The organism is Flavobacterium oreochromis, assembly GCF_019565455.1.
GTDB lineage: Bacteria > Bacteroidota > Bacteroidia > Flavobacteriales > Flavobacteriaceae > Flavobacterium > Flavobacterium oreochromis.
Genome location: NZ_CP067377.1, coordinates 603,702 through 627,577 on the forward strand (window position 1 = coordinate 603,702; position 23,876 = coordinate 627,577).

The 23,876-nt window shown below is 32.3% G+C and carries 18 protein-coding genes and 4 pseudogenes; 13 read left to right on the plus strand and 9 right to left on the minus strand.

The annotated features are described in order from the left end of the window. Positions 1–4: 4 nt before the first annotated feature. The 3 genes from JJC03_RS02925 to ruvB all read right to left on the minus strand — a co-directional run bounded on the left by JJC03_RS02925 (position 5) and on the right by ruvB (position 4,374). Positions 5–2,341, minus strand: a complete 2,337-nt coding sequence (locus JJC03_RS02925) for an NADP-dependent malic enzyme (protein WP_235873956.1) — start codon at positions 2,339–2,341, stop codon at positions 5–7. A gap of 68 nt (positions 2,342–2,409) precedes the next feature. Next, positions 2,410–3,336: a tRNA epoxyqueuosine(34) reductase QueG gene (queG, locus tag JJC03_RS02930; protein WP_235873957.1), complete on the minus strand. Its 927-nt coding sequence runs from the start codon at positions 3,334–3,336 to the stop codon at positions 2,410–2,412. Between the two features lie 15 nt (positions 3,337–3,351). Then, positions 3,352–4,374, minus strand: coding sequence for a Holliday junction branch migration DNA helicase RuvB (ruvB, locus tag JJC03_RS02935; protein ID WP_088400512.1), 1,023 nt, complete (start codon positions 4,372–4,374; stop codon positions 3,352–3,354). A gap of 88 nt (positions 4,375–4,462) precedes the next feature. Between ruvB and JJC03_RS02940 the strand changes: the two are divergent. Further along, positions 4,463–5,868 (plus strand): annotated as a pseudogene (locus JJC03_RS02940) (APC family permease). A gap of 475 nt (positions 5,869–6,343) precedes the next feature. Here the strand turns inward: JJC03_RS02940 and infB are convergent. From infB to rimP, 3 genes are read right to left on the minus strand one after another with little or no spacing between them, the layout of a single operon-like run. Further along, entirely contained in the window at positions 6,344–9,259 is a 2,916-nt protein-coding gene (gene infB, locus JJC03_RS02945; protein ID WP_103714455.1) for a translation initiation factor IF-2, read from the minus strand. Positions 9,260–9,306: 47 nt separating this feature from the next. Next, complete coding sequence (nusA, locus tag JJC03_RS02950) at positions 9,307–10,551, minus strand: transcription termination factor NusA (RefSeq protein ID WP_088400518.1); 1,245 nt, start codon at positions 10,549–10,551, stop codon at positions 9,307–9,309. 18 nt (positions 10,552–10,569) lie between these two features. Beyond that, positions 10,570–11,034, minus strand: a complete 465-nt coding sequence (rimP, locus tag JJC03_RS02955; protein ID WP_088400520.1) for a ribosome assembly cofactor RimP — start codon at positions 11,032–11,034, stop codon at positions 10,570–10,572. A 174-nt stretch (positions 11,035–11,208) separates the two neighbouring features. On the opposite strand from rimP, the gene JJC03_RS18605 reads away from it, so the two are divergent. The 4 genes from JJC03_RS18605 (at position 11,209) to JJC03_RS02970 (ending at position 13,717) form a co-directional block, all read left to right on the plus strand. After that, entirely contained in the window at positions 11,209–11,334 is a 126-nt protein-coding gene (locus JJC03_RS18605; RefSeq protein WP_309597735.1) for a universal stress protein, read from the plus strand. After that, positions 11,279–12,034: a universal stress protein gene (locus tag JJC03_RS02960; protein ID WP_309597736.1), complete on the plus strand. Its 756-nt coding sequence runs from the start codon at positions 11,279–11,281 to the stop codon at positions 12,032–12,034. Before JJC03_RS18605 ends, JJC03_RS02960 begins: the two co-directional genes overlap by 56 nt. A gap of 659 nt (positions 12,035–12,693) precedes the next feature. Further along, a complete protein-coding gene (locus tag JJC03_RS02965) occupies positions 12,694–13,287 on the plus strand; it encodes a HupE/UreJ family protein (RefSeq protein WP_088397619.1) in 594 nt (197 codons plus the stop codon). Between the two features lies 1 nt (position 13,288). Further along, entirely contained in the window at positions 13,289–13,717 is a 429-nt protein-coding gene (locus JJC03_RS02970; RefSeq protein ID WP_088397620.1) for a deoxycytidylate deaminase, read from the plus strand. 47 nt (positions 13,718–13,764) lie between these two features. Here the strand turns inward: JJC03_RS02970 and JJC03_RS02975 are convergent, their stop codons facing one another. Genes JJC03_RS02975 through JJC03_RS02985 form a run of 3 tightly spaced genes read right to left on the minus strand, consistent with a single transcriptional unit; the run spans position 13,765 to position 15,199 of the window. Beyond that, entirely contained in the window at positions 13,765–14,376 is a 612-nt protein-coding gene (locus JJC03_RS02975; RefSeq protein WP_103714453.1) for an FAD-dependent oxidoreductase, read from the minus strand. A 4-nt stretch (positions 14,377–14,380) separates the two neighbouring features. Then, positions 14,381–14,584: a hypothetical protein gene (locus JJC03_RS02980; RefSeq protein ID WP_088397622.1), complete on the minus strand. Its 204-nt coding sequence runs from the start codon at positions 14,582–14,584 to the stop codon at positions 14,381–14,383. Between the two features lie 39 nt (positions 14,585–14,623). Further along, entirely contained in the window at positions 14,624–15,199 is a 576-nt protein-coding gene (locus JJC03_RS02985) for a MarC family protein (protein ID WP_088397623.1), read from the minus strand. Between the two features lie 115 nt (positions 15,200–15,314). Between JJC03_RS02985 and JJC03_RS02990 the strand changes: the two genes are divergently transcribed. The 8 genes and pseudogenes from JJC03_RS02990 to JJC03_RS03015 all read left to right on the plus strand — a co-directional run bounded on the left by JJC03_RS02990 (position 15,315) and on the right by JJC03_RS03015 (position 23,875). After that, positions 15,315–15,881 carry a DUF3109 family protein gene (locus JJC03_RS02990; protein ID WP_088444426.1) on the plus strand — a complete coding sequence of 189 codons (567 nt, stop codon included), beginning with the start codon at positions 15,315–15,317 and terminating at the stop codon, positions 15,879–15,881. 420 nt (positions 15,882–16,301) lie between these two features. After that, positions 16,302–17,279, plus strand: coding sequence for a ribonucleotide-diphosphate reductase subunit beta (locus JJC03_RS02995; protein ID WP_088397625.1), 978 nt, complete (start codon positions 16,302–16,304; stop codon positions 17,277–17,279). Positions 17,280–17,419: 140 nt separating this feature from the next. Beyond that, positions 17,420–19,831 carry a ribonucleoside-diphosphate reductase subunit alpha gene (locus JJC03_RS03000; RefSeq protein ID WP_088397626.1) on the plus strand — a complete coding sequence of 804 codons (2,412 nt, stop codon included), beginning with the start codon at positions 17,420–17,422 and terminating at the stop codon, positions 19,829–19,831. A gap of 227 nt (positions 19,832–20,058) precedes the next feature. Next, positions 20,059–20,282: pseudogene (locus JJC03_RS17245) on the plus strand (hypothetical protein). Beyond that, a complete protein-coding gene (locus JJC03_RS17250; RefSeq protein WP_258932115.1) occupies positions 20,282–20,410 on the plus strand; it encodes a hypothetical protein in 129 nt (42 codons plus the stop codon). The pseudogene JJC03_RS17245 and the gene JJC03_RS17250 overlap by 1 nt, the downstream one beginning before the upstream one ends. 23 nt (positions 20,411–20,433) lie before the next feature. Then, positions 20,434–20,724: pseudogene (locus JJC03_RS17255) on the plus strand (GNAT family N-acetyltransferase); the annotation flags it as partial. A 53-nt stretch (positions 20,725–20,777) separates the two neighbouring features. Next, a pseudogene (gene dgt / locus JJC03_RS03010) lies at positions 20,778–22,117 on the plus strand (dGTP triphosphohydrolase). A 48-nt stretch (positions 22,118–22,165) separates the two neighbouring features. Beyond that, positions 22,166–23,875: a M36 family metallopeptidase gene (locus JJC03_RS03015; protein WP_235873958.1), complete on the plus strand. Its 1,710-nt coding sequence runs from the start codon at positions 22,166–22,168 to the stop codon at positions 23,873–23,875. Position 23,876: the final 1 nt, after the last annotated feature.

Genomic DNA, 23,876 nt, shown 5'->3' on the forward strand with positions numbered 1-23,876 from the left:
AATTTTATTGAGCAGAACTATTTAATCTTAAGTACATCAAAAAACATAAGGACTTATTTTTGAGTTCTATGTCTTTTTCTTTTTCTTGAGCATCTATAACCGCTATGGTTGCCATGTTTACCATTTCTTCAACACTAGCTCCTAATTGAAAGATATGTACTGGTTTATTTAAACCTAACATTATAGGTCCTATAGACTCTACTTTATACAATTCTTTCAACATTTTATAGGTAATATTAGCTGATTCTAAATTAGGAAAAACAAGTGTATTTACTTTTTGTCCTGCTAATTTAGAGAAAGGAAACTTACTTTTTAACATTTCTGAATTTAAAGCAAAATCTGTTTGAATTTCGCCATCAACAATTAAATCAGGATGATTAGTATGTAAATATTCTACTGCTTCACGGACTTTAGATGCGCTACTATCTTTTGAGGATCCAAAGTTAGAAAATGACACCATAGCCATTACGGGTTCCATTCCAAACAATTTAACTGTTCGAGCAGTCATAAGTGTAATTTTAGCTAAATCTTCAGCAGTTGGATTGGGATTAATAGCTGTATCTGCTAAAAACATAGGACCTCTAGCTGTCATCATTAAGTTCGTTGTAGCTATTCTACTTACACCTGCTGCTTTCCCTATTAGTTCCATTATAGGTTTTACAACAGAAGGATAACTTCTAGAATATCCTGTAACTAGTGCATCTGCCTCACCTTCATTAATCATCATAGCAGCAAAATAGTTGCGTTCACGCATCCATTTTTGAGCATCTAAAAGAGTAATTCCCCTTCTACGACGTGTTTCCCAATATTTTTGAGCAAATCTATTTTTACGTTCTTCTTCTTCTTTTGTTTTAGGATCAATAATTTCAACTTCTGCATCAAAACCTAATTCTTCTTTTAATTCTAAGATAATTTCTTTATTACCTAACAAAACAGGAATACCTATTCCTTCTTCAAACACAATTTGTGCTGCTTTTAGCACATCTAGATGATCTGCCTCTGCAAAAACTACTTTTTTAGGATTAGTTTTAGCACGGTTGGCTAACATACGCACCATTTTATTATCAGAACCTAGTCTATCTAATAATTCATTACGATATTTATCCCAATCAGTAATAGGTTGTTGAGCTACTCCGCTTTCTATTGCTGCTTTTGCTACTGCTGGGGCGACTTCTGCTATTAATCGAGGGTCAAATGGTTTTGGAATAATATAATCACGCCCAAAAACTAATTTAGTTTCTCCATACGCAACATTTACTTGTTCTGGCACAGGTTGTTTTGCTAAACAAGCTAATGCTTTTACAGCTGCCATTTTCATGGCTTCATTAATTTTTGTTGCTCTTACATCAAGTGCTCCACGGAAAATATAAGGAAAACCTAAAACGTTATTTACTTGATTAGGGTAATCTGAACGTCCTGTAGCCATAATAATATCTTCACGAGTACTAACAGCAAGATTGTAATCTATTTCAGGCACTGGATTTGCCATTGCAAAAACAATTGGATTATCTGCCATCGTTAGTAACATTTCTGGTTTCAAAACATTGCCTGCTGATAGGCCTAAAAACATATCTGCACCTACTATAACTTCTGCTAATGTTTGAATAGGCATATTTTTAGCATATTTCTTTTGAAGATCTGAGATATCTCCTCTACTTGATACTAACAACCCGTTTACATCAAACATAAAGATATTTTCAACTTTAACTCCTAATGCCACATATAAATTAGCACAAGCTAATGCTGCTGAACCAGCTCCTGAAACTACTAATTTAATTTTTTCAATATCTTTTCCTGCTAATTCTAGGGCATTTAGTAAGGCTGCTGATGAAATAATAGCTGTACCATGCTGATCATCATGCATCACAGGTATATTAAGTTCCTCTACTAAGCGTCTTTCTATTTCAAAAGATTCTGGAGCTTTTATATCTTCTAAGTTAATTCCTCCAAAAGTAGGTGCTATAGCTTTTACGGTATTTACAAATTTATCAATATCAGTAGCATCTACTTCAATATCAAAAACATCAATATCAGAGAAAATTTTAAATAATAAAGCTTTCCCTTCCATTACTGGTTTAGATGCTTCTGGTCCTATATCACCAAGACCTAAAACAGCTGTACCATTAGAAATTACAGCTACTAAATTACCTTTAGCTGTATATTTATAAACTTTATCTATATCTTTAGAAATTTCAATACAAGGTTCCGCTACACCTGGGGAATACGCTAAAGACAAATCACGTTGGGTAGCATATTTTTTAGTAGGAACAACTTTAATTTTACCAGGCTGTGGTTTTGCGTGGTACAATAGAGCTTCTCTTCTTCTTTTATCGTCTGACATATTTTTTGCCTTTTAATGAACTGGCAAAGATAGGTGTTGATGTAAAAGAATGAAATTTTTTAACTAAATTAATCGTTTAAAAATAGAATATTCCTTTGTAATCCTTCTAATTTAGTCCGTTTTACAGCTGAGTTTTTAAATATTTTTTTAAACACCTCTTCTGTAATTTCTCTCCAATCGTCTTTAGTAAAATGTATTAAATCAGGATTAGGGGTAAAAGCATCTATTGTGTTCGGTTTTGCAAAACGATTCCAAGGACACACATCTTGACAAACATCACAACCAAACATCCAATCATCAAATTTACCTTTCATTTCTTGTGGTATTTGATCTTTTAGCTCTATCGTAAAATAGGAAATACACTTACTCCCATCTACAACATAGGGCTGTATAATCGCTTGTGTAGGACAAGCATCCATACATGCTGTACATTTCCCACAATGATCTGTGGTAGGCACATCGTATTCTAACTCTAAATCTAAAATAATTTCAGCTATGAAATAAAAAGAACCTACTTGTTTTGTTATTAAATTACTATTTTTACCAATCCATCCCAACCCACTTTTAGCAGCCCAAGCCTTGTCTAAAACGGGTGCTGAATCTACAAAAACTCGACCATCAATTTCTCCAATTTCTGTTTGAATAAAACGAAGCAGATCTTTTAATTTATCCTTTATTACGAAATGATAATCCTGCCCATAGGCATATTTTGAAATTTTATAAGCCTCTTGATTTTGTATTTCTGAAGGATAATAATTCATTATTAGGGAAATAACACTTTTTGCTCCTTCAACTAACAAACGGGGATCTAATCGCTTATCAAAATGGTTTTCCATATAGCTCATCTGACCATGTCTATTTTTTTTTAACCATTTTTCTAAACGAGGCGCTTCTGATTCTAAAAAATCAGCTCTAGAAATCCCACAAGAAAGAAAACCGAGCCTTAATGACTCGGATTTAATCAATTGCGTATATTTTTCTTTATTATTAATCAAAATAGAAATAAATAATTAAAACAGTTCGCCTTGTGAACCTGTACGTGTACGCCCTAAATGTTTATATGCTTTTTCTGTTACTTCTCGACCTCTAGGAGTTCTAACAATAAATCCTTCCTGAATAAGAAATGGTTCATAAACTTCTTCTATGGTTTCACCACTATCCGATACAGCTGTAGCCAATGTGCTAATTCCTACAGGCCCCCCTTTAAATTTATCAATAATAGTTGTTAATATTTTATTATCCATTTCATCTAATCCATGAGCATCTACATTCAAAGCCTTTAAAGAATATCTAGCTATTTCTATATCTATAGTCCCATTTCCTTTTATTTGGGCAAAATCACGAACTCTTCTTAATAAAGCATTAGCAATACGAGGTGTACCACGACTTCTTCCTGCAACTTCAATTGCGGCTTCCATAGAAATAGGAGTTCCTAAAATAGAAGCACTACGTTGAACAATAGTTGTTAACAATTCGGTATTATAATATTGTAATCTTGATTGAATTCCAAAACGGGCTCTCATGGGAGATGTAAGTAATCCTGAACGAGTGGTAGCTCCTACTAAAGTAAATGGATTGAGTCCTATCTGAACAGATCGTGCATTAGGTCCACTTTCAATCATAATATCAATCTTATAATCCTCCATAGCAGAATACAAGTATTCTTCAACTACTGGGCTTAAGCGGTGAATTTCATCTATAAACAAAATATCACGTTCTTCTAAATTTGTAAGTAAACCAGCCAAATCACCGGGCTTATCCAAAACAGGTCCAGAGGTAATTTTAATTCCAACTCCTAGTTCATTAGCTAAGATATTAGCCAAGGTTGTTTTACCTAAACCTGGTGGTCCATGAAAAAGAGTGTGATCTAAAGCATCACCTCTTAAATTAGCTGCCTTAACAAATACTCTCAAATTTTCTAATACCTGATCCTGCCCTGTAAAATCTTCAAAACTTAACGGGCGCAAGGCACGTTCAACATCCATCTCTTGTGGTGTGAAACGTTCTTTATTAGGATTCAAATTTTCATTCATTTTACAAAGATAAAAGTTTGTTTTGTGAATTATGCACTAGCTCATCAATAAATAAAAAAACATATATTAGCACATCAAACCAAAAACTATGAAAGAAGAAACACAACAATTTAAAAAAGAATTAGGTTTACTAGATGGAACACTACTTGTTGTAGGCTCTATGATTGGATCAGGTATATTCATTGTTAGTGCAAATATTATCCGTAACATAGGTAGTGCTGGATGGCTAATCGCTATATGGGGCATATCTGCAATTATAACAATGACAGCGGCTGTCAGCTATGGTGAACTAAGTGCTATGTTTCCACAAGCAGGAGGACAATATGTATATTTAAAGGAAGCTTATAATAAATTAATTGCATTTTTATATGGTTGGAGTTTCTTTGCTGTTATACAAACAGGAACTATTGCAGCGGTTGGTGTAGCCTTCTCTAAATTTGCAGCCTACCTTATTCCTAGTTTTAGTGAAAATAATTTTATAATTGATTCTCCTCATTTTAAATTAAGCGTAGCCCAAATAGTTTCAATCATTACAATTATCATACTTACTTATATTAATAGTAAAGGTGTAAAAATGGAAAGATAATTCAGAAAATTTTCACAATAACAAAAATTACTTCTTTATTTGGATTAATTATTTTTGGCTTTTTATTAGCTTTTAAAAGTGATATTTGGGATGCTAACTGGACAAACTCATGGACAGCCCAATCTTTCAGCAAAGACACGGATAGTTGGATTTCAATTGGAGGATATACTTTATTATCAGCCATAGCAGCCTCTATGGTTGGTTCTTTATTTTCTAGTGATGCTTGGAATGGGGTAACTTTCATTTCAGGTGAAATAAGAAATCCTGAACGTAACGTAGGTCTAAGTCTCTTTTTAGGCACACTAATCGTAAGTATTATTTATATATTGGCAAACATAATGTATTTAGCCGTTATGCCTTTGAACGAAATGGCTTTTGCTCCATCAGACCGAGTAGCTGTAGTTGCTTCTGAACATATTTTTGGATCAACAGGAACCATTATTATTGCGGTGATGATTATGATTTCAACATTTGGTTGTAATAATGGTTTAATCATGGCGGGATCACGTGTATATTACACAATGGCTAAAGATGGTTTATTCTTTAAAAAAGCTGCTGAATTAAACAAAGCTTCTGTTCCTGGTTGGGGGCTATGGATACAGTGTATATGGGCATCTTTATTATGTTTAACTGGTAAGTATGGTGACTTATTAGATTTTGTGATGATTATCGTAATTATTTTTTATATATTAACAATCTTGGGTATTTTTATTTTAAGAATTAAAAAACCTGAAATAAACAGACCATATAGAGCTTTTGGCTATCCTATTTTACCAGCTCTTTACATTATTGTATCATTAGCTATTTGCATTATGCTTTTAATAGACCGTACAAGTACTTGTGGCTGGGGAGTTTTAATTATGTTAGGTGGCATTCCTATTTATTACCTAACAAAAGGAAAGGAATAGGTCCATAGTTTATATAACAAAAAGAGGCTGTCCAAAAAGTCCGCAATCTTGTCATTTCCACCAAAGGGAGAAATCAAATAGTACTGATTATGAGACTCTTCCTTACATCAGAGTGACAAACTGTGTGTTGATTTTTTACTTTTAGGACAGCCTCTTTTTACATTAAACATGAATAGTTCCTAGAATTCTTATAGATAATCATATAAAGCAAGAGAAAATAAATATATCAGCTTTAGCCATTTATGCGGAATACTCTTAATCCAACAAATAAATAGATTAATTCAATTCTAGTTTCAGACAGAAAAAAGGATATGAAGAAAGATATACAAACACGTTTAGGTTACATCTTTTCTGCTTATTATAAAGTTTTTTGTAACTATTAATCTAACTTTATACTTTTTGAGATAAATTTTATAAAATATAATTCATAAAAAAACCTCGATGATCGAGGTTTTTTTATGAATTTCTTCTACTATTATTTTAGTTTCTTCTTAACTTCTACTGTCGTGAATCCTTCAATTACATCGTATTCTTGAATATCGTTGTAACCTTTAATTTGCATACCACAATCGTATCCTTTAGAAACTTCTTTTACATCATCTTTAAAACGTTTTAAAGCTACTAATTCACCTGTGTAAATTACAACGCCTTCGCGAATTAAGCGGATTTTATTAGAACGGAATATTTTACCATCTGTAACCATACATCCTGCAATAGTACCTACTTTAGATATCTTAAATAGTTCACGAATTTCGGCTGTACCTGTAATCTCTTCTTTAAACTCAGGAGATAACATTCCTTCCATTGCATCACGTAAGTCATCAATAGCAGCATAAATGATTGAATAATGACGGATATCGATTTCTTCTTTTTCAGCTAATGATTTTGCATTACCTTGAGGGCGAACGTTAAATCCTATAATAATTGCATCTGATGCAGAAGCTAACATTACATCTGATTCTGTAATAGCTCCTACTCCTTTATGAATAATATTAATTTGAATTTCTTCTGTTGATAATTTAGAGAATGAATCTGATAATGCCTCTACTGAACCATCCACATCTCCTTTTAATATAATATTTAATTCTTTAAATTGTCCTAAAGCAATACGTCGTCCAATTTCATCTAATGTAATATGACGTTGTGTACGTACAGATTGTTCACGTAATAATTGAGTACGTTTAGCTGCAATTTGTTTCGCTTCTCTTTCATCTTCAAACACATTAAACTTATCACCTGCCGTAGGTGCACCATCTAAACCTAAAATGGAAACTGGTGTTGATGGTCCTGCTTCTTTGACATTATGACCGCGCTCATCTTGCATAGCACGGATCTTACCATGATGCTTACCTGCTAAGACATAATCACCAATTTTCAATGTCCCAGCTTGAACTAGAATAGTAGATACATAACCACGACCTTTATCTAAAAATGCTTCTACAACGGTACCAACTGCTGGTTTATCTGGATTAGCTTTTAATTCTAAAATTTCAGCTTCTAATAATACTTTTTCAAGTAATTCTTTTACTCCAATACCCATTTTAGCTGAAATATCATGTGATTGATATTTACCTCCCCATTCTTCAACAAGGAAATTCATGGCAGCTAATTTTTCTTTAATTTTATCTGGGTTAGCGGTTGGTTTATCAATTTTATTGATTGCAAATATAATTGGAACTCCAGCAGCTTGTGCATGGCTGATAGCTTCTTTTGTTTGTGGCATGATATCATCATCAGCAGCCACCACAATAATAGCAATATCAGTTACTTGTGCACCACGAGCACGCATAGCAGTAAACGCTTCGTGTCCTGGTGTATCTAAGAAAGTAATTTCTTGCCCATTTTCTAACTCAACACCATATGCTCCAATATGTTGTGTAATACCTCCTGATTCACCTGCGATAACATTTGTCTTACGAATGTAGTCTAACAAGGATGTTTTACCGTGATCTACGTGCCCCATTACAGTTACAATTGGAGCGCGTTGTTTAAGATCTTCCGGTTTATCTTCTACAATTTCAATAGCTTCTTCAATATCAGCGGTTGTAAACTGTACTTCATAACCAAATTCATCTGCAACAATTGTTAAAGTCTCAGCATCTAGACGCTGATTCATTGTTACCATGATTCCTAAAGACATACAAGTTCCTATAACTTTGGTAATTGGCACATCCATCATTGTAGCAATTTCACCTACTGTTACGAATTCTGTAACTTTTAGTACTTTGCTACCTTCTTCTTGTGCAGCTAACTCAGCTTCATTACGTTCTCTGTGTGAGTCACGTTTATCACGACGATATTTAGCTGCCTTAGACTTATTACCTTTTCCTTGTAATCTTTCTAACGTTTCTTTTATTTGATTTTTTACTTCTTCTTCTGTTGGTTCAACCTTTACGACAGGGGCTTTTTTATTAAATTTATTTCCACCTTTATTCCCGCCATGATTTCCACCACCTTGGTTATGATTCCCTCTATTTCCTTGACCATTATTATTATTATTATTATTACCATCTGGTCTATTAGATTGGTTATTAGGCTTAGAAGGAATTCGGTTGCGTTTCTTTTTATTAGCATCCCCTCCTTGGTGATTGTTATTTCCACCTTGGTTTGGTCTTGAGTCTTCTTTTTTCTTTTTAGGCTTTTCAAATTGAGATAAGTCAATTTTCTGACCTGTAAAAGTAGCTCCTGATAATTTTTGGTATTGAGTTTCGTAGCGTTCTTCAACTACTTGACCTGCTTCAACTGAAGGACTTGTTGCAGGTTTGTCAGCTTTAGTTTCTACTTTTTGCTCAACTACAGGTTTAACCTCTTTTACTTGTGGTTTTACTATTACTTTTTCCACTACTTTTTCTACCTTTTTCTCTACAGGAGGCACCACTACAGGTTTAATTTTTACCTCTACTGGTCTTTCTTGTTTAGGCTCTATTTTTTCTACTACCTTTTCTTCTACTATTGGCTTAGAAACTTCTTTTTCAACAGGCTGCTCTATCTCTACTTTTGGAGCTTCAATCTCAGGTTTTACAACAGGCTTAGGATTTAAGTCTATTTTCCCTACCTTTTTAGGACCTGATAAAGCGGCTGCTTTTGCTTTGATAACTTCCTGACGCGCACGCTCTTCTTCAATGCGTTTTTGCTCTAATTCATGTTCGCGTTCTAAACGTAATGCTTCTTTTTCTTTACGTTTTTCTTCGCCAACCTCCTTAGAAGCATCTTTGTTACCTTTATCTCCAGCAAATTGATTAGATAGAATGCCATATATCTCCTCTGTGATTTTAGTATTGGGATTAGATTCTATTATAAAACCTTTATCCTTTAAAAAATCAACAGCTCTCTCAAGAGATATATTAAATTCTCTTAATACTTTGTTTATTCTTATTGTTCCTTCAGACATAAATTTTATTTATGGTTTTTTTTATTTTTTTGTGGATTAAAAAGGGATTAATCTTCAAATTCTTCTTTTAAAATCTTGATTACCTCAAGAATCGTTTCCTCTTCTAAATCAGTACGACGTACTAAGTCTTCTACTTCTTGACTTAAAATACTGCGAGCAGTATCAAGACCTACTTTTGCAAACTCATCAATGATCCATCCATCAATTTCATCAGCAAATTCTGTTAACTCAACATCATCCTCATCGTCTTGAGTGTTTCCTTCACGAATTACATCTAATTCATAACCTGTTAACATACCAGCTAATTTAATATTATGACCACCACGACCAATTGCTTTTGATACTTCTTCTAATTTTAAGTATACCTCAGCAGCTTTCTTTTCTTCATCTATCTTAATTGAAGAAACTTTTGCTGGACTTAATGCTCTAGTAATAAACAGCTGTGTATTGTTTGTATAATTAATTACATCAATATTTTCATTACCTAATTCACGTACAATTCCATGAATACGAGAACCTTTCATTCCTACGCAGGCACCTACTGGATCAATTCTATCATCATAAGAATCTACAGCTACTTTAGCTTTTTCTCCAGGAATACGAACTACCTTTTTAATAGAAATTAACCCATCAAATACTTCTGGAATCTCTTGTTCAAATAATTTTTCTAAGAATTTTTCAGAAGTTCTAGACATGATGATTTGTGGTTTATTTCCCTTTAACTCAACATTTTCTATAACTCCACGAACATTATCTCCTTTTCTAAAGAAGTCAGATGGTATTTGTTTTTCTTTTGGTAATACAATTTCATTTCCTTCATCATCAACTAGTATTACGGCTTTAGGACGCACATGATGTACCTCTGCTGTATATATATCACCAATTAAATCTTTGAATTGTTTGTACAAATTAGTACTATCGTGTTCATGAATTTTTGAAATTAAGTTTTGACGTAAAGCTAAGATTGCTCTTCTTCCTAAGTCAATTAACTTCACTTCTTCAGACACTTCTTCTCCTATTTCAAAGTCTGGTTCTATTCTGCGAGCCTCTGTGAGCGTAATTTCCTCATTTTCGAAATCTAAATCTTCATCTGCTACGATAACGCGACGTCTCCAAATTTCCATATCTCCTTTATCAGGATTAATAATGATATCAAAATTTTCATCGGACCCGTATTTTTTCTTCAATGCACTTCTAAACACATCTTCCAAAATAGCCATTAATGTAACACGATCGATAGATTTATTATCTTTAAATTCTGAAAACGATTCGATTAATGCTAAATTCTCCATACAACTCTTTGATTTGTTTTAAAATATAATTGTAACTACTGCTTCCACAATATTGCCATATTGTATTTTTTCATTGTGAACAACAGTTTCTTTTCCTTTTCCTATTTTTTTGGGTTCACGAGCACTCCATTCTAGCGTAACCCCCTCTTCATCTGCTTCTATTAAAAGTGCTTCATACACTTTTTCTACAGTTTTTAATTTTAAGGTGCGTCCTACATTTTTCTTGAACTGACGAACCCTTGTTAAGGGAGCAGATATTCCTGCAGAAGCGACTTCTAATGCAAAATCTTGTTCTTCTCTATCAAGGCTATTTTCTACTGCTCTACTTACGTTTACACAATCTTGCAATTGCACTCCATTATCGCCATCTAAAGTTACGATAATTTTATTACTATCAGTTATAGTTAAATCAATTAAAAAAAGATCTGGAAATTCTTCCAAAGTTTGATTTAACAACTGCCCTACTTTTTCTTTAAATGTCATTGGTATAAAAAGAGGCACGCGATGCGTGCCTCATTATTTAATGTTTAACTTCTAAATAACGGCACAAATATACATTTTTTTTTAATTTTACGAACCCATTGATATTTCTTAAAAAATTTCTTATCTTTATGTAACTGATTAAGAAAAAACAAACCATTAAACAATAACCTCATTATGAAACGAATTTTAGTCCCAACCGATTTTTCTCAACATGCAGAATATGCTCTTAAAGTTGCTGCTCAATTTGCAAAAAAAACACAATGCAGAAATATGTTTAGCACACTTATTAGAGTTACCTAATCAAGGGAATGACACCGTTACACACGGTCATGATATTCCAGAAATCATCTTTTTCAAAAATGCTATAACAAACAGAATGGATGACTTATTAGACGAAGAGTATCTAGATGGAATAGAAACTTCAAAAATAATTCAGATAGACCATCCTTTTGAAGGCATCATAAAAACAATACAAAGTAATAATTTTGATCTTGTAATCATGGGATCACACGGAGCGAGTGGAATTAAAGAAATGTTTGTAGGATCAAATACTGAAAAAGTAGTTAGAAATTCCCATATACCTGTTTTAGTAATCAAAGAAGATGATCCAAATTTCAAAGTAAATCATTTCATATTTGCGTCAGATTTTTCAGATGAAATCAAAAAACCTTTTGAAAATGTGGTTCGTTTTGCAAACGAATTTGAGGCAACCTTACACCTTGTAAATATTAATACACCTAACAACTTTCGCTCTACACAAAATGCACGAAAACTGATGAGCGATTTTGTTAGCGGATTCAAAATTAACAAATATGAAACTCACATATACAACGATGTTAATGTGGAAGCTGGTATATTAAACATTGCTAACGATTTAAATGCAGATTTATTAGGGATGTGCACACATGGAAGAAAAGGTTTAGCTCATTTTTTAAATGGCAGCATCAGTGAAAGCCTAGTAAATCACGCAAAAAAACCAGTTATAACCTTTAAAATATAAGATTATCAAGAGGCTGTCCTAAAAGTAAAAAATCAACACACAGTTTGTCACTCCGACGGAAGTAGGAGTCTCATAATCAATACTATGTAACTTCTCCCTTTGGTCGAAATGAACAAGATTGCGGACTTTTAGGACAGCCTCTTCCATCTTGAACTTATCTAGCTCTTGTATCTAATACACAAAAATTTTAAAACAAAAGAATAAACGATACAACTAATATTTGCAAGACCGAAATCGAAGACTAAAAAAATTCAGCTAAATTACCTTTCTATTTTAGATTATAACACATGCTCTTCTTTTTACACCAAATAACACCCCATTAAACATGCAAATAATTTGAGTATATACCTCATAAATCCCCTAACGCTTCTTGACATTTGAACTAGAATTCACAGCATCATGTTAACTCATCCAAAAAATCCTTTCGGTTTTATTTATCCCTACACAGGCAATAGTTACAAATTATAAGAAGGAAAGATCCTTTATTGTTAGCTTAAATTCAACACTAAACAATTCTAAAACAAGACATCTATAGTTTCTGTTTTCTAAAATCCAACCAAACAACAACATCTTTCAAAACGTTATATCCATAAACCTGAAGAATAAAATACAATCATTACTAAAAAATTTGTAAGTTTGAAACTCTTTAATCCTACTATATGCAAGAATTTTGGTTATATTTTGAAATTGGTTTAAAACACGTATTGAATATCAATGCTTATGACCATATACTATTCCTTATTGGAATGACCATCCCTTATTCTTTTAATGACTGGAAAAAATGGCTAACACTTGTAAGCTTATTTACGCTAGGACATTCTATTTCATTAATACTTTCTGTATTTGGCATTATATATATTAAAGAGAATTTAGTTGAATTTTTAATCCCCATTACAATCTTAATTGTAGCGCTTTTCAATCTCTTTACAGCTGGAAAAAGTTCAAAAAAGGAAAGCATAACATTAATAGCTATTGTAACTCTACTATTTGGAATAATACATGGTCTAGGTTTTTCAAATTATTTCAAAACCTTATTACCTGGAAATAAATCTGACAAAATACTACCTCTTGCTGAATTTGCACTTGGGATTGAAAGTGCGCAAATAATTGTCGTATTTGTAGTACTAATAATTTCCTTTATAATTCAATCTGTTTTTCGTTTCTCAAAAAGAGATTGGACCTTAGTTATGTCTTCTTTCATAATAGGAGTTGTAACACCACTAATCATACAAAGTCCTATTTGGCACAGATAAAATGGAAGAAAAACTTAGTAAATATGACACTGCTTACCTACGCTTAGCTAGAGAGTGGAGTAAACTTTCCTACTGCAAAAGAAAACAAGTAGGAGCAATTATAGTAAGAGATAGAATGATTATTTCAGATGGATACAATGGCACTCCTTCTGGGTTTGATAATTGTTGTGAAGACGAAAACAACTTAACACACTGGTATGTTCTTCATGCAGAAGCAAATGCAATATTAAAAGTTGCCAACTCAACTCAGTCGTGCAATGAAGCTACTCTTTATATCACACTTTCACCATGCAAAGAATGCTCTAAATTAATCCATCAAGCAGGCATAAGAAGAGTAGTATACCATGAGAAATATAAAGATGATTCAGGCTTAGTTTTCTTAGAAAAAGCAGGAGTAACAGTACAACAAATTATAAATTTAGATTCGTAATAAAAAAAAAGTAGTTGCAAAAAAACAACTACTAAATAATAAGATTCTTATTTTTTCTTCACCCCATCATGACTATGTGTTTCCACTCCTTGGTTCCATAAAACTAATATTTCAGTTGCTACTGCTGCCCCACTCCCAGCAGCTATTGCCAACTGACTTCTATGCCCTGAAAGTGTACCACAAACATATACTCCATCCTTCACTTTATAATCAATATTTTTCAATTGAATCCGTTTTTTTTCAGGAAGTGATTTCTGATGTGGCTCAACATATTCATTCAAGCCTTGAATATCAAATAAGTTAGAAGCGCCAACCCCAATAACAACTATTTTAGAATGAAAAACACTTTTATTAGTCATCACTTCAAAACCACCATCAACAGACTGTATTTTAAAAACTTTTTCATCTGGAATTTGCACAATATGCTCATAAGTATTTTTTAACTGATCTAGAGATTCAATTAACAAATCAGCTCCTAATTTACCAGCCGGCACTCCGTATGCGTTATAAAAAACAGCTTCTTGTAAAGAAGATATTTTTTGATGTGTAAGAATTCCTATTCTTTTACCTTTTACAAAATGTTTATTTTGAGCAGAACCTAAAATCATAGCACAGGACACTCCTGAAACTCCCCCTCCCACAATTAATACATCAAACATAATATTATGATTGATTTTTCAACTTATGTTCAATTGACTTTGAAAGATTAAAAATCAGCAAGATAACTATAGCGCACAATACTGCCAATATCCCTATTAATGCAACTAAACTATCTCCTTTAAATAAATCTTCAAGATTAAGCATTGTAACATTTACACCAATCAACACAACTCCCAATACTAAAATTATATAAGTAAAAATTTTCATTCTTTTCCTTTTTAAGAGACAAAATTACATTTTTTCAACCTAAACAAACAAGCCTTTAACATTAGCAGCAAATAATTTAACAGCTATTGCCAACAATACAACACCAAAAACTTTTCGTACTACCCCTAATCCTGTTGGTCCAAGCAACTCTTCTATTTTACCTGACAGCTTTAAAACAGCATACACAATTATTATATTAAACAAGATAGCCACTACTATATTGATTGACTGATACTCTGATCGTAAAGATAACAATGTTGTCATAGTACCAGCACCTGCAATTAATGGAAATGCTAACGGAACAATACTTGCCGTCTTAGGTTCTTCATCTTTATAAATACTAATCCCTAATATCATCTCCAATGCAAGAAAAAACAAAACAATAGCTCCCGCAACAGCAAAGGATTTAACATCTACACCTATAAATTTCAACATCCCTTCTCCCACAAAAAGAAACATAATCATAATCAAGCCTGAAACAAAACTAGCACGTTCAGCATGAATATGTCCTATTTTATTTCGTAAATCCACAATTATAGGAATTGACCCCATAATATCAATAACTGCAAATAAAACCATCCCTACAGTTAACACTTCTTTCCAATCAAAATTCATAACTTATACCATTTAACAAATATTTTCGAATATACTAATTTCAAACAATTAACAAAACTACAAACCTAATTATTGTTTCTTATTTGTAATTTTGCAGCACTCAAAACAAAATCACATGTTTCAAATTGGTAAAACAATCGTCTCAGAAGACATTTTAGAAAAAGAATTCGTATGCAATCTAACTGCTTGTAAAGGGGCTTGCTGTATTGATGGAGATTCTGGAGCTCCTCTATTAGAAGAAGAATTACCAATCTTAGAAGCTATTTATCCTAAAATAGAACACTTACTCAAACCAGAAGGGGTTGAAGCTATAAAAAACCAAGGCACATGGGTTAAAGACAAAGATAATGAACTAGGAACACCACTAATAGACAATAAAGACTGTGCCTATGTTATTTTTAAAGACGGAAATGCTTTATGTGGCATAGAAGAAGCCTACAATCAAGGTTTAATAGATTGGAAGAAACCTGTTTCTTGCCATCTTTACCCAATAAGGATAAAAGAATTTACAAGTTTTCAAGCGGTCAACTATGATCGTTGGGACATATGTTCTGAAGCTTGCTCTCTAGGAAAAGAACTCAAGGTACCTATCTATAAATTCGTAAAAGAAGCTTTAATAAGAAGATTTGGAGCTGAATGGTATGAAGAACTTGAAATCGTAGCACGCGAATACTACAAATAAACAAAAGACTCTACTAATAATTTTCTTTTAAGCTAGAAAAAAATCATCAACAATAAAGAGCTCAAAAAACACATTATATCACCCCAACAAAAAGCCTTTTTCATTCCTTAAAAAGCTAATCATTTACAACACAAGTAGATCAGATAAATTTGTTAATATTTGTAAAAAAAGCAGACATATTAAAGCCCTCTAAAACCCTTTATTTTATAAGGGTTTAACTTTTTAAAAAACGTAAATATTTAATTTTCAAAGATTTAACTTTTTAATACAGAATAACTTACAATCGTATCTTTTGTTAAAAACTCCTCTGAAATGTGAATAACTATTCTTTCATTTCTGAGTCTAAATTTGAATCTTTGTAGTCCCCAATTACACATAGATTATTCGAATTAATTTTAAACTATAATTTCAGGTATAAACATGGCTATTATTGAACCCATTTTACAAGAAAATAAAGACCGTTTTGTCATTTTCCCTATCAAACATCATGATATTTGGGAATGGTATAAAAAAATGGAAGCAAGCTTCTGGACAGCAGAAGAAATAGACTTACATCAAGATTTGACAGATTGGAATACAAAATTAAGTGAGGATGAAAAATATTTCATTAAACATATTTTAGCTTTTTTTGCTGCATCTGATGGAATCGTAAACGAAAATCTTGCAGAAAATTTTGTAAATGAAGTTCAATACCCGGAAGCTAAATTCTTCTATGGTTTTCAAATCATGATGGAAAACATCCATAGTGAAACATATTCATTGCTAATTGATACTTATGTAAAGGATGACACAGAAAAAGATCAATTATTTCATGCAATTGAGGTCTTTCCTGCTATCAAGAAAAAAGCACAATGGGCATTACGCTGGATAGAATCAGATTCATTCGCAGAAAGATTAATAGCTTTTGCTGCAGTGGAAGGAATCTTTTTTTCGGGAGCATTCTGTTCGATCTATTGGTTAAAAAAGCGAGGTTTAATGCCTGGACTCACCTTTTCAAACGAATTAATATCTCGTGATGAAGGTGTACACTGTGATTTTGCAGTCCATTTACACAATCATCATTTAGTAAATAAAGTTTCCAAAGAAAGAATTTCAGAAATTATAGTAGACGCTTTAAATATAGAACGTGAATTTATAACTGAATCACTTCCTGTTTCTCTAATAGGAATGAATGCTATTTTAATGACACAATACCTAGAATTCGTAGCTGATAGATTATTAGTTGAACTAGGTTGTGCTAAAGTTTTCAACTCTACTAATCCATTTGACTTCATGGATATGATTTCATTACAAGGAAAAACTAATTTCTTTGAAAAGCGTGTTGCAGAATACCAAAAAGCAGGAGTAATGAACAATGAAGAAGAGGCAAATAAATTTTCATTAGATGCTGATTTTTAACATATACTTGATTAACTAAAAAAACGATCGAGTTACAAAACACCCATAGTAATAGTCGGGAGACTGGTGTTTGATAAATCATATTATTAACAAGAAAATAAAGAAGGGATTTTTTATTTTCAAAAAGAAAAAACAAAACTATGTACGTAGTAAAAAGAGATGGGCATAAAGAACCCGTAATGTTTGACAAAATTACAGACAGAATTAAAAAGCTGTGCTATGGCTTAAATGACATGGTAGATGCAGTAAAAGTTGCCATGCGAGTAATTGAAGGTTTATATGATGGAGTAACTACTTCTGAATTAGATAATTTAGCTGCAGAAACCGCAGCAGCCATGACCGTTACACATCCTGATTATGCACAATTAGCTGCTAGAATTGCCATTTCTAACTTACATAAAAACACAAAAAAATCGTTTTCTGAAACAATGAACGATATGTTTCACTATGTAAGCCCACGCACAGGTAAAGAAGCACCCCTTATCTCTGATGAAGTACATAAAGTAATCATGGAAAATTCAGCTTTTCTAGATTCACATGTAATTTACAATCGTGATTTTAATTACGATTATTTTGGATTCAAAACCTTAGAACGTTCTTATTTACTTAAAATTAACGGAAAGATAGCTGAACGCCCACAACATATGCTAATGCGTGTTGCTGTTGGAATTCACTTAAACGATTTAGAATCAGCAATTGAAACTTACGAATTGATGTCTAAAAAGTTCTTCACACATGCGACTCCAACGCTTTTCAATGCTGGAACACCCAAACCTCAAATGTCTTCGTGCTTTCTTTTAGCAATGCAAGATGACAGTATTGATGGGATTTATGATACATTAAAACAAACTGCTAAAATCTCACAATCTGCTGGAGGTATTGGTTTATCAATCCACAACGTACGTGCAACTGGATCTTATATCAGAGGAACGAATGGCACTTCTAACGGAATTGTACCAATGTTACGCGTTTTCAATGACACAGCTCGTTATGTAGATCAAGGAGGAGGAAAACGAAAAGGAAGTTTTGCTATTTACATTGAAACTTGGCATGCTGACATTATGGATTTCTTAGATCTAAAGAAAAATCATGGCAAGGAAGAAATGCGTGCTCGTGATTTATTCTATGCCATGTGGACTTCTGATTTATTCATGAAACGTGTAGAATCTGATGACAAATGGACATTAATGTGTCCTAATGAATGTCCTGGTTTATATGATGTATACGGCGAGGAATTTGAAGCTTTATATACTCAATATGAAAACGAAGGTCGTGGACGTAAAACAATTAAAGCACGTGAACTATGGGAAAAAATCCTAGAATCTCAAATAGAAACAGGAACTCCTTATATGCTATATAAAGATGCTGCCAATCGTAAGTCTAATCAAAAAAATTTAGGAACAATTCGTTCTTCAAATTTATGTACAGAAATTATGGAGTATACTTCTGCAGATGAAATTGCAGTATGTAACTTAGCATCTTTATCATTACCTATGTTTGTGGAAGAAGAAAAATTTAACCACGAGTTATTATACAAGGTAACAAAACGTGTTACTCGTAACCTCAACAAAGTAATCGACAGAAATTATTATCCGGTTAAAGAAGCCGAAAACTCAAATATGCGCCACCGTCCAGTAGGATTAGGAGTACAAGGTCTAGCAGATGCTTTTATTATGTTACGTATGCCTTTCACAAGCGACGAAGCAAAAAAGCTAAATCAAGAAATCTTCGAAACCATGTATTTTGCAGCTGTAGAAGCTTCTATGGAAATAGCAAAAGAAGAAGGTCCTTATTCTACCTTCAAAGGTTCTCCTATATCTGAAGGACAATTCCAATACAATCTTTGGGGAATAACAGATGAAGATTTATCAGGCCGCTGGGACTGGGCATCATTACGAAAAGAAGTAATGCAATATGGCGTACGCAACTCTTTGTTAATGGCTCCAATGCCTACCGCTTCTACATCACAAATTCTTGGAAATAACGAAGCCTTTGAACCTTATACTTCAAACATTTATACACGTCGTGTACTTTCTGGCGAGTTTATCGTTGTAAATAAACATTTATTAGAAGATTTAGTGAAATGTGGCTTATGGAACGAAGATTTAAAACAAGAAATAATGCGCCACAATGGTTCAGTACAAAATATTGACCGTATTCCACAAGAGTTAAAAGACTTATATAAAACTGTTTGGGAGATGTCCATGAAAGATATTATTGATATGTCTCGTCAACGTGGTTATTTCATCGACCAATCACAATCATTAAACCTCTTTATGGAAGGTGCAACCTTTGCTAAGTTAACATCAATGCATTTCTATGCTTGGAAATCAGGCTTAAAAACAGGCATGTATTACTTACGCACCAAAGCAGCAGTAGATGCTATTAAATTTACATTAAATAACGAAAAGAAAACAGAACTTACAACAGTACCTAATAAAGAAGCAGAATTAGTTACACCGGAAGGTGAAATGACAGCAGAAGAATTTAGAGCCATGATTGAGCGTTCTCGTAATGCAGAACCTGAAGATTGCGAAATGTGTGGTTCTTAATAAATACAGATCTAAAATTATTAACATAAACAGCTGCCTTTATTAGACAGCTGTTTATTTTTTAAAACCTCACATTATTTCACATTATTTAAATAAATATTCTGATTCCATTTTTACTTATCACCCAATTAATATTAAAACTTTTAGCATTAATCTGAATCAGATTTTAATCAAGTATTCAATTCTCTACAAAGCAATTTGTACCTTTGCGCTCTAAAACAAAAATTATGGCAAAAGAAAAAAACAAAGGAATTTACACTGGCATCATTGAAAAAGATAATGAGGGAAATTTTTTTGCGGCGAATATCTTTTAGATTATCAATACACAATAGCAAACTTTAAAGTGGGTGATGAAATAAACATAAAAACAGTTATTGATAATCCAAGTAATAAAAGCCTTGAAAAATACCCTAAAAAATCAAAATTATTTTTTCTAGCAAATAATAAGTAATGGAACTTATACGTACCAATTCTGACAATACAGATTTTAAAAACTTAATCAGATTATTTGATGAATATTTAGAAGATATTGACGGTGATCAGAAAGATTTTTTTCACATTACAACAATAAATATCTAGAACACGTTTTAGTTGTCTATCAAAACGAACAAGCTGTAGGCTGCGGAGGCTTTAAAAAATATGATCAAAAAACAGCAGAAATAAAACGTATGTTTGTCCACCCTGATAAACGCGGAAAAGGAATAGCAACACTTATTCTTAATGAAATAGAAAAATGGGCAAACGAATATGATTATAAAGATTTTATTTTAGAAACTTCCCCTAAATTAAAAAAAGCAATTGCACTCTATAACAAATCTGGTTATTATCTAATTCCTAATTATGGGCAATACATAGGTATAGAAAACAGTATTTGCATGAAAAAAGAAAAGTAATTTTTCTATATCCAAACATTTTAAAATTAATATTTAAATTCTAAATTCCAATGATGAACTGGGAACAACTTTTATCTCTAAAACGCCAAGGTGACACTAGCAAACGGCTACGTACGGAACAAGATGAAACCCGACTAGGTTTTGAAGTGGATTACGATAGAGTAATTTTTTCAGCTGCATTTAGGAGCCTACAGGATAAAACACAAGTCATCCCTCTATCCAAAACAGACTTTGTTCATACCCGATTAACCCATAGTTTAGAAGTTTCAGTTGTAGGTCGTTCATTAGGTCGTTTAGTTGGAAAAAAATACTTGAAAAATATCCTTATTTAAAAGAAGTACACGGCTATCAAGCTAATGATTTTGGTGCAATCGTAGCAGCTGCAGCTCTAGCACACGATATAGGAAATCCTCCTTTTGGTCATTCAGGAGAGAAAGCAATTGGTGAATATTTTTCCATTGGTAATGGACAAAAATTCAAAGATCAATTAACTAATAAAGAATGGCAAGATTTAATAGACTTTGAAGGAAATGCAAATGGCTTTTCTGTATTAACAAGTTCTCGCCCAGGTGTAGAGGGAAGTTTACGATTAACATATGCTACTTTGGGTGCATTTACAAAATACCCTAAAGAAAGTCTTCCTAAAAAACCTACCCCTAATATTTCGGATAAAAAATATGGTTTCTTTCAGCAGGACAAAGTTTTTTTTAAGGAAATAGCTGATGAATTAGGATTAATACCTAGCAAATCAGGTACTGACATAGGATACGAACGCCATCCTTTAGCCTATCTTGTTGAAGCTGCCGATGATATTTGTTATACCATCATAGATTTTGAAGATGGAATAAACCTCGGTCTCGTATCAGAAGATTATGCTTTAGAATATTTAATTAAACTGGTCAAAGATTCTATTGATACCTCTAAATACAATGCGTTAACTACAAAAGAAGATCGAATTAGTTATTTACGCGCTCTGGCAATAGGTAGTCTAATAAATGATGCTGTTAATATTTTCATTGAAAATGAAGAATTAATTCTTCAAGGTAAATTTCCTCATGCCTTAACAGATAAATCAAAATATAAAGCTCAAATGAATGATATTATCAATTTGAGTATTAAAAACATTTATCAAAGTAAAGAAGTAATTGAAAAAGAAATTAATGGTTACCAAATCATTAATAATTTACTAGACAAATTTATTACAGCTTATAATAACAAATTTGAAGGTGTTGAAACAAATTTTGATAAACTTTTATTAAAAATACTTCCTGAAAAGCACAATATAGAAAAAGAAACCCTATACGAACGCTTGTTACATATTTGTCATTTTGTATCTATGCTTACAGATGGAAATGCCTTATTGTATAGCAAAATGATTTCAACAAAAAATTAATTTTATTACAAATAAATCCTACTTAATACTTAACCAAAACTCTAAACTATGATTAAAAAATACCCCTTTTTATTATTTTTATTATTCTCAAGTATTTCGTTTAGTCAAAACAACATTGATTTAATAAAAAAATATCTAAAGGAAAATTTATCCAATTCAAAAATTAGTCAAAATGAAATTGACAATCTAATTATATCTGATGAATTTACTACAACCAGTAACCATACTGTTTGTCACGTAAAACAGACACAAAACGGCATCCCGATCTATAATCTTGATTCTAATTTTTTAATTGATAGGACAGGAAAAGTTTCAGGTAAGTTAAAACCTATTCAAAACTTAACAGATAACACAAATAAAAGAATCCAAAAAATAGATTTTAATACTGCTCTAATAAAAGCTTTAGCATCAACAAATGATATCCTATCAAACTACAGATTAAACAAGGTAGAAAACAATAAATTTAAAGCAGAGGACACTTCTAGTAACACTCAAAATATCAATAATCAATTAGTTTATTTTTTAACTGATAAAAACGAATTAAAACTCACTTATTTTTTTGAATATTATTCTAGTAATGGTGAGAATGATTTATGGAATATTTTTATAGATGCTGAAACAGGAAACATCATAAAAAAATCTAATAATACTTTAAAATGCTCGTTTAACAAAGAACACAATCATACAACAACTAATTCTTCCTTTTTATTTAAAGAAGAAAATATTCAAAATTTATCTTCCTTAACACATGGTACAACGAACTACAAAGTCATACCTTGGAATTATGAAAGCCCTAATCATTATAAGGAAGCATTTCCAACAAGTACAGATGGAAGAACAATTGTTACAAATCCTCAATCTTCTAAGGCATTAGCTCCGCTAACTGTTGCTGCTTCCCCTAACGGATGGCATAATAACAATTCAACTATTAACAATTTAACTATTGACAATTCAACTATTTTTAATTACACTAGAGGTAATAATGTTTTTGCTTATTCAGACACAACTAATTCAGATCCATTAACAAACACTGTTACTACTTATACAAATTCCTCTTCAGGAATATATCCAGATTTAAGCTTTCAATATTCCTATTCAGGCTTATCAGCTAGTCCTATAAATGAAATTAATGCAGCTACTACAAACTTATTTTACATGAATAATATCATGCATGATTTGTGGTATCAGTATGGATTTGATGAAAGAAATAAAAATTTTCAAGATAAAAATTATGGCCGTGGCGGATTACAAGGAGATTATGTTTTAGCTCAATCACAAGATAACTCCATGAATCTTAACCCCTCCTATAATAATGCTAATTTTTCTACTCCTACTGATGGTTATAATCCCAAAATGCAAATGTACTTATGGAAACACATTGCACCAATAAAAGTACAAATTACTAGTGGTACATTATCAGGAACCACATTTGAGGCCATAGATAATGATTTTACTTCTGGACATATTGAATTACCTATAACACCTACAAATCTATCTGGAGAACTTATTTTATTTCATGACGGGATAAATCCTGATATATACGATGGATGTTCTATTCCAAAAAATGTATTAACAAATAAAATTGCTGTTGTCAGAAGAGGTAATTGTAGTTTTTCTTCAAAAGCTATAGCAGCACAAAACGCTGGCGCAAAAGCTCTAATAATTGTAAATAATACATTGCCTTTAGAAATTGGTGGTGGAGATCCAAATATTACGATCCCAGTTATTGGTTTATCTAAAAAGAAGGGGATCAGCTAGT